Annotated in this window: 6 protein-coding genes; 4 read left to right on the top strand and 2 right to left on the bottom strand. The window is 57.3% G+C overall.

The features are described from left to right. The coding region (locus H145_RS24280) for a helix-turn-helix domain-containing protein (protein ID WP_240471711.1) at window positions 1-253 on the bottom strand (253 nt) is incomplete at its 3' end. 499 nt (window positions 254-752) lie between these two features. Between H145_RS24280 and H145_RS0116375 the strand changes: the two genes are divergently transcribed. Next, complete coding sequence (locus H145_RS0116375; protein WP_019949241.1) at window positions 753-1,580, top strand: alpha/beta hydrolase; 828 nt, start codon at window positions 753-755, stop codon at window positions 1,578-1,580. 76 nt (window positions 1,581-1,656) lie between these two features. On the opposite strand, the gene H145_RS0116370 is transcribed toward H145_RS0116375, so the two are convergent. Beyond that, window positions 1,657-2,229: a recombinase family protein gene (locus H145_RS0116370; RefSeq protein ID WP_019949240.1), complete on the bottom strand. Its 573-nt coding sequence runs from the start codon at window positions 2,227-2,229 to the stop codon at window positions 1,657-1,659. A 250-nt stretch (window positions 2,230-2,479) separates the two neighbouring features. On the opposite strand from H145_RS0116370, the gene H145_RS0116365 reads away from it, so the two are divergent. The 3 genes from H145_RS0116365 (at window position 2,480) to H145_RS0116355 (ending at window position 8,531) form a co-directional block, all read left to right on the top strand. After that, window positions 2,480-4,084 (top strand): hypothetical protein, encoded by a 1,605-nt coding sequence (locus H145_RS0116365; protein WP_019949239.1) that lies wholly within the window; start codon window positions 2,480-2,482, stop codon window positions 4,082-4,084. A 12-nt stretch (window positions 4,085-4,096) separates the two neighbouring features. Then, window positions 4,097-6,790, top strand: coding sequence for a phospholipase D-like domain-containing protein (locus H145_RS23010; protein WP_019949238.1), 2,694 nt, complete (start codon window positions 4,097-4,099; stop codon window positions 6,788-6,790). 121 nt (window positions 6,791-6,911) lie between these two features. Continuing rightward, complete coding sequence (locus H145_RS0116355; protein ID WP_157541706.1) at window positions 6,912-8,531, top strand: type I restriction-modification system subunit M; 1,620 nt, start codon at window positions 6,912-6,914, stop codon at window positions 8,529-8,531. Window position 8,532: the final 1 nt, after the last annotated feature.

The following is an 8,532-nucleotide window of genomic DNA, read 5'->3' as shown; positions in this document are numbered from 1 at the left end:
CTTCGCTATCCTGCGGCGCCGGACGAGTTGTGCGTTTCCTGGCTCCAGGTGGGCATGGTGGGGGAGCCGGGGGCAAGCCGTTGGCCTCCGCTTCTGCTTCGACCAGGTCGATCCAGTGCCGAACGGTTTTACGTGTGAGCTCAAATTTGGCGGCGGCCTGGGCAATGTTGAGCTTGCCCAGATGAATTTCAGCCACCATTTGGCGCATGGAAAGCGCGTGCTTTTGCATACGCAAGTCAGACAGTGATGCCATAAGTTAACCAAGTTTTTGGTCAACTTTTTCTAGGACGAGACATAAAGGCCGGGTGAACGGCGGCCTGTTGCTGCCAGAGAAGAGTTGATGTTGGCAAACACGTCGTTGGTTTAATAATCTTCTTGGTCTGTTTCGAAACAGGTAGGTTTGACTACTTAAGCAGGTGAAGGGTAAGCAACGCACGCTCTTCTACGGCTTTCGGATGGCCTTCTTACGGCCACTTCAACAAGCCCTTTATGGTCACCTCTTTTACTGTCCGATGAATTCCACTTATTCAAAAAGGGGCAGTACGTATATATTCGTTTTCTATCGCGGAATCGTTACTTAACGTAATGCACCTTCTCAGAATCACCTCGGAGTAAGTACGGTTTTGGGGCGCTGCGCGGTGTGCGGCCGGCCTGGTGCTTTTCCGGTTCAGGGTCTGCTGCAACCACCTTCAACAACGAGTATCCATCAAAGGCTGGAGCGTATTGCCCTGCTCTTACTTCAACCTCATTCTATGATTCGGTTCTGCTTACTCGCCTTTCTGCTTTTTCAGACCATTACTGCTTGGGCAAGCAAGCCGCTGGCCGCTTGGTGGGCCAAGCCGGACACACTGGGAATGAAATACCAACAACTAACACTCACGACACCCGACCACGTGCACCTCGCCGCGTGGCTGGTTGAGCCTATTGCGGGCGCTCCCGACCAACATACGACGATGGTGCTTGCGGGGTCTGATTACGGCAACATGTCGTATCAGCTCGGCCAGGCCCAAGTAATGGCAGCCGCTGGTTATCAGGTCATGCTGTTTGATTACCGGGGCTTTGGACACAGCGAGGCCTTCGCCATTGATCCAAACCGCTTGTATTACCCAGAGTTCGCTACGGACTTACGCACCGCCTTCGCAGAGGTTCGGCGGCGCCTCCCGCACCAACGAGTCGGCATTTTAGGCTACTCAATGGGTGCGATTCTGGGAGCCAAAGTTGCGGCGACAACTAAGTGTGACTTTTTAATAACAGACAGCTATATAGCAAATCCACAAGGGCTTGTGGTCTATTATGCCACTAAACAAAAGACTGTTACTTTGCCCCTAGATGCCTCCACTTATCAATCGATACCGCCAAAGGTGAAATGCCCTTGGCTGCTAATTACTCCTACGCAAGACCCGCGGTCTTCAGTAGCGGACGCTCTGGCCATTGCCCAAGCGACTCGCCGTCGGCAGCGGCGGGACGTATTAGCCGTTAAGTGCGACCACCTGGGGGCAATGGATGCGCTAACGAGTGATGTTTATACGCAAAAAATAAGCAACTTTTTAGCTGGTAAGTCAATAGCGGAAAAGAGTTGATTTGAAGTGGTCTAGTTTGGCTGGACAGAATTGGGTGGTATCTAGTGTGTGACGCGACACACGGAATTGCCGTGCCTCATTCCGCGGGCGGATTGCGCTGCTCTACCTGACGGCGGTAACGTTTGACGCTGGACTCGCTCACGCCCGAGGCAGCCACGGTCTGGTGCACGGACATTCCCGCCGCCAGGCAGGCCTGCACCTTGGCCAGCTTACTCTCATCCACACCCGGACGGCGGCCCAGGTGCTTGCCCTGCGCTTTGGCCAGGGCAATACCTGCCGTGGCCCGCTCGCGGATGCTCTCGCGGTCGTACTCGGCCAGCGCGGCGAAGATGCCCAGCACCAGCCGGCCGGCGGGCGTGGCCGTGTCGATGCCCAAATCCAGGGCGACGAAGCGCACTTGGCGCTCGTGCAGCTCGGCCACCAGCTGCATGATGTGGGCGCTGTTGCGGCCCAGCCGGTTCAAGCGGGCCACGGTCACCGTATCACTGGCCCGCAAGGTGGCCAGCAGCTCGGTGAGCATAGGCCGTTGGATGGTGGCGCCGCTGATCTTTTCCTGAAACACCCGGTCAACGCCGGCAGCCTGGAGTTGGGCGAGTTGGGTATCGAGGTGCTGGTCTTTGGCCGAGACGCGGGCGTAACCGAAATTCATGGTAAATGGGTCAGGAAAGTGGGGCCATGAAGATACGCAGCTGGCCCCACTTTCTGGCCCCGCCTTTCCGGGATAAGTCGCTACTGATTGGCAGGGGCCAGAAAGGTGTACCTTAATGGACCCAAGCACCGCTGCCTATCAGGGAATTGTACTCAGTTGCATCAACCAATGGATATTGCCCAATGATCTGCTTAACTTCCGGCCCTAGCTTTTAACCAAAGCCATTAATTATCTTCCATCTATATCCTGAATGCCTACTCCTGTCCTTACCAAAAGCAAAGCCCAAGTTCCGTTCCTGGGTGACAAGCTATCCAATGTTCGAGGCCTGGATATGTTAGGACTCCAGGCAACTTCAGAAGTAACGTACGGACTGTTGCTGCCCGGTCTTACGAACGTAACCCACCGCATCCGGTACTATGGATTCTACTGCTGGCTGCTCGACCAATATGCTAGCCAAGTGGGCGAAGTTGACCCCAAGCGTCAGCAAAATTTCATCCGCCGTGCAGATCTGTTAGTCGCTCTATTGATCCGGTTAGGAGGAAAAAGCCCCTTGCACATTCCTGGCAGCGCTTATGCTGAGCTGATGTTGGTAGACAAAGAGGCAAATGGTTACAGGCTGGATGAAGGAGCAGACCTGCCTTCAAAAGGAAATGCAAAAACTTACTGGAAAGCCCGGATGGGTGCGTTCGGTCAGTATTATGCAGGCTCTCTTCGGGCGGTGGGGCTCATGAGTACAAGCGTCCACGACGAACAATTATACGTGCGTACAAATCACCAGACAGGATGGCTGACTGGCCAAGAGCTGGCAGCAGCTTTTGCTGAGCAAATTCCGCTTGAAGTTCAGGAGTGTTTTATTGCTTGTGTCGAAAACGGCCTTCTCCGCCCGAAAAATGCCCAAGCCTTGTTCGACCACTTCGACCTATCCCGGTTTGCTCAAGAAGGTGTTGAGCCGGCAGCTTATTTAAGAATGCTAACATCCTCCGACTATCCCTCCCTGGAATCGGACATGCCTACTTACCATCGGGCAACAACCTTAAGACTACTTCTCACGCATCTGCAACAAGCTGAGCAGCACACATGGGAAAGCTTTTTGATCGATAACTACCTAAAGCAAGGCCGTGGCAACGAAGAACCGACGCGCCGGGGTTGGTATTTCTATCAGCTCAATGAGTACTGGCAGATGGCCAGTGGATCTGTTTTAGCAGCGGTGCTCCGAATGCTGGAAGCAGAGCCTGGCAGCTACGCTTTTATCCCTGCATTTCTCACGGATTTCACGGAACAGATTATCGCCCAGCTGCACCAGCTTGTGCCCAACCTGCCCAACCTGCCCGACCAGCCCACGCTAGCCACTCTCCTGGTGGCCATTGAGGAAGCAAAGCTAGACGAGGAGGATTTCGTCAGGGAATGCCTAATTGAACAATCCAACAAAGAACCGGTGGGCCAGGCGGCAGCTGCTTTTTGCCTGCTTAGTAAAATCTATCAGCGCAACTACTCTCACCTACCCGAATTGCGGGAGTATGCCCAGCCCTTGGGCTTGCTGCGCGAGGGCAACTTTCTGGGTTATGCCGAGCGGCTAACAGAAAAGCTCACTTGGCCCCTTGATCAGTTCGTGCGGCATTTTACCAACCAAGATGTAATCGTGCGCCACCAATACGTTGCCATGCGCAAAATGGGTAGTGGCCAGCAGTCAACGCTCAAATTCGAGGTGGAAGGCGAATGGTTTCGCTGCCTTGAATCCATTCAAGTTAGGTTCTCTGGCCCCCGCTTGAATGTGTTGCTAGAAATGGCCCTTGATCTGAAATTGCTCGACAAAGACAACACGCTAACGGCGCGTGGTAAGGCTCTACTTGTATAACCCTATCCTTCTATGGCTTTCGCTCGGCAAAACTATCTGGAGGCCCTTGGCAAAGGACACTACCACTCCTGTCTGCTTACCTGCTACAGCTTCGACTTTCAGTTTTTTGAGTTGCGCGTGATGCGTCAGCTGCGCGCGGCCGGCATCCAGAATATCCTCGTCCTGACCGACGGCCCGCTATTGGAGTACCTGTCGGCCAGTGCCTCCGGCCGCGAGTTTCAGGAGTCTTCGGGATTTAGCATCTACCCCATCTACAGCCCCCGCGGGGTTTTTCATCCGAAACTCTCCCTGTTCTTTGGGGCCAAGGAAGGCATGCTGGCCATCGGCTCGGGCAACCTGACTGCCTCGGGCCTGGGCGGCAACGATGAGGCCTGGGGCTGTTTCCACATAGCTACCCCCTCCGCTGCTAATGCTGCCCTATTCGCCGATGCGTGGCAGTATGCCCAGCAGCTCACCACTGGCGTCCACGGTATGGCCGCCACCAAACTGGCTTGGATAAAACAGTTCGCCCCGTGGCTGGCGCAGCTCCCCGCTTCTGACCCTGGCGCGCTCCACTCCCTGGACCATGGCCTCTCGGTGGCCTTCCTCACCAATACTCGCTCGTCCATCCTCTCCCAAACGCTCGATCATCTGGCCGGAGCTACCGCAAAACGTATTGTCACGGTATCCCCCTACTACGACCAGAAGGGCCGCGTCTTAACGCATTTGCTCAAGCAATTTCCGAAGGCCAACTTGCAGTGCGTGGTCGAAGACCGCCTGGGCCTACTCCCGACTGACTTCCCGGCCGACCAGACTGACCGCGTCAGTTTCCACCTTTGGAGTGAATGTGGACCATCAAACGACGGCACGCCCAGCCGCCTGCATGCCAAGCTCATCCACTTCGCTACCGACCAGGGCGAGTTCTTGCTCTTGGGTAGCGCCAACGTCACCGCCGCGGGCATGGGCGCCGGCAAGCAGGCGGCTATCAATGAAGAAGCCAGTATCCTGCTGTACCAAGATAAGGCCAACTACCTAACCGGCCTCGGCATCAGGCCCAACGCCAACAACGCCCATAAGCTCCGAACCATCCAGCTCAAACGGCGCCCGGCGGGCCTGACGGAGGAAGGCGGATCCGAGCAGTTTACAACCCTGCCCGTCAGCATCGTGTTGGCCGAAATGGAGCCCCTACTGCTCACCCTCCACCTGGCGCACCTACCCGCGCCAGCTATCGGGGCGGTAACCGTCCACTTATTCAGTCCTCGAGGCCCAGTTCACGAGTCCTCTCCCCGAGTGCTAACCAATCCGCTGGCCGTTGATTTGCCCGAGCAGCTCCCCGTGTCAATAAACCGCGTGGAGCTGGTAGCCGCCGATGGCACGGTGGTCGGCCGCCAGTTCGTGCAGCACCCGGCCAGCCAGCAGCAGTACTGCCCTGACCCTAGCCGACAGAAGCTTCAGGCCGGTTTCGACGCCCTGCTTCAATCCGGCTTCGAAGGCTTTGCCAACCTAGTGCTTGACCTGGTGGACATCGACGACCCCGACGCTGGCGCCACGAGCAAAGGCAATGCCGCCGCACAGAAGCCCAGCCAGTCGGCCACCACCGTCCAGCACCTAACCGCCGAAGAGTTCAACCAGCAAAAGGCCGACGACCACCTCCGCCAGCAAGACCTGCTCAGCTCCGCGGGCGTACAAATCGGCACTTTCCTCAACGAGGTAAGCAAACGGCTATACACTCCTGGCCCGGTAGATAACTACCGTGATAGTGGCGAGGAAAGCTTCGACGATTCTGCCGACGGTGAGGACGCGGGGTTGAACATCGATGTGGAGTTGGAGCTCCAACGAATGAAGACCAAGCAATTTATCCAGGAACGGAAAAGCTTGTATCGGTTTCTGACCCGACTGTGGCATCATCAGCTTGGTTCTCTGGAATCAATCGGCGCCGCCACAATACCCCAGATGATTAGCCTACCGCAGCTTACGGTACGCGACTTGGCTATCTTCAATATTTGCCTACATGCTGCGCTGTATTACATCGGTCGCGGGTATGCTGAGGAAACGGAAGGAAAGAAGGAAATGCAGTGGTTCTTGTATAAGGGCGGCGAAATCGACCAAGGATATTACCACAAGGGCTTTTGCGTCGAATATATTGGCAATTTCCTCCTGCAGTACACCGCTGGCCTGCAGGAGTACGACAATCCCCTGCCTCAGCTCGAAGCTCGGGTAGCGGAGCTCCGGCAAAGCTGCTTTGAAAACGCTATACTCCTGGTTCTGACCGTTCCGTGGCGCAAGAGTGAATCCCTGCTGCGCGACCTGCTGCTGGCCAACCTGATTCACTACCTCCGGCCTAGCGCTTGGCCCCTGGCCGAACTCCCCCAGCGCCTGGAAGGCCACTTCGCGGAACTGTCCGGCAAGGTGCAGTTTCCTACCGCAGCGGCCTTGCCCCTGCTCCGGCAACTCCTGCCTGCCCTTGCCCCGCGCCTTCAAGCCCTACAGAAAAATCTGCGCCGCCCCCCTGCCAAGCGCATTTTCGATTTCCCAGAAGAGGTAAAAATCGGCGGCTGGCTGTTTCTCAGCAAGCTCGGTATCTGTGCCGTTGTCCACCAACATAATACGTCCCAGGGCCTCACTTTCACCCTGCACCGCCCCGGTCTGCCCGAACTCAGCGAGGAGTACGGCTCCTGCTTCCGCTACCAGCAACTCCAACCCCATTCGGCCCTGCTCACTGTGTAGCATCCCATCCGGTGGCTTACCGCCTTTTGGGCCCCAGTCCGACCCGCTGGACTTCCATTCCAGCTGGGTAGGCCCTACATTTGGTAACATGCCCCCGTGGGCGCCCCGCTAGACTACCTGCATGTCCCAATTACCGCTTTTCGGCGGCGCTCCTACACCGCCGCCCACCCAGCCCACTCCCTCCGTGCCCCAACTCGACCTCCAAACCCTCGAATCCTGGCTCTGGGATTCGGCCAACATCCTACGCGGTAGCATCGACAGCTCCGACTTCAAAAACTACATCTTCGGCCTGCTCTTCCTCAAACGCGCCAACGACGTGTTTGAGGAGGAAGTGGAGGCTATCATGGCCCGCGACGGCGTGAGCCGCGACGATGCCGAGGAGGAAACCTACTTCAAGGTGCCCGCTGAAGCCCGCTGGGCCGAGGTGAAGAAGGCCACCGAAAACGTGGGCGTGGTGCTCGACAAGGCCTTCGCCGCCATCGAGCGCGAGAACACCCAGCTCGAGGGCGTAATGACGGCCACCAAGTTCGGCGACAAGGAGAAGCTCTCCGACGACACCCTGCAACGGCTGTTGCGCCACTTCAACCGCTACTCGCTGCGCAACACCGACCTCTACACCCCCGACCTGCTGGGCGACGCCTACGAGTACCTCATCAAGCAATTCGCCGACGATGCCGGCAAAAAGGGCGGCGAATTCTATACCCCGCGCGGAGTGGTGCAGCTGGTGGTGGGCCTCATCAAGCCCGAGGCTCGCAATAAGGTCTACGACCCTACCTGTGGCTCGGGCGGCATGCTCATCGAAAGTGCGCGCTACATTGCACAGCAGCCGAGCGGCAAGGTGGGCAACAACATCAACGTTTCGCTCTACGGGCAGGAGAAGAACCTGGGCACCTGGGCCATTGCCAAGCTCAACATGCTGCTCCACAATTTCGACAGCGCCGACCTGCGCAAGGGCGACACCCTAGTAGAGCCCCAGCACAAGAACGGCGACAACGAGCTCATGCTCTTCGACCGGGTAATTGCCAACCCGCCCTTCTCCCAGGACCGCTGGTGGACGCCGGCCGAGGTAAACCAAGAAAAGAAGCTCGACAAAAAGGGCAAGGAAAAGGACGTAACCCCCAACTACGCCAAGGTGGTGGTCGATAAGTTCGGGCGGCTGCACTACGGTATTCCGCCGCGCGGCTACGCCGACCTGGCCTTCATGCAGCACATGCTGGCCGTGCTCAAGCAGGACGGCCGCATGGGCGTGGTGCTGCCCCACGGCACTCTGTTCCGGGGCGGGGCCGAAGGTAGCATCCGTGAGAAGCTGCTCGAAGCCGACTTGGTGGAAGGCATCGTGGGCCTGCCCTCGGCCCTGTTCTACAACACCGGCATTCCGGCCGCCATCTGGGTGCTGGCCAAAACCAAGCCCGCCGCCCGCCGCGGCAACGTGCTGCTGATCGATGCCAGCCAGGAATTTAACCCCGGCAAAAACCAAAATGAGTTAGCAGAGAATCATGTCGAGCGCATTTTGACGGCCTACGAGGCGGGCCAGGACGAAGATAAGTTCATGCGCGTGGTGCCGCTGGCCGAGCTAAAGGCCAACGACTATAACCTGAACATCTCTCGCTACATCGACCGCAGCGAAGCCGCCGCCGCCATCGACCTGCCCACCGTGCACGCCGCCCTGCGCAAACTGGAAGCCAAGGAAGCCGAGATTGACGACAAACTGGAGCGCTTGCTGGATGAGATTGGGATATGAT

It is taken from the genome of Hymenobacter aerophilus DSM 13606 (assembly GCF_000382225.1).
In the GTDB taxonomy this organism is placed as follows: Bacteria; Bacteroidota; Bacteroidia; order Cytophagales; family Hymenobacteraceae; genus Hymenobacter; species Hymenobacter aerophilus.
The sequence above is the reverse complement of the archived record's forward strand: the minus strand, read 5'-3'. Positions and strand labels throughout refer to the sequence as shown.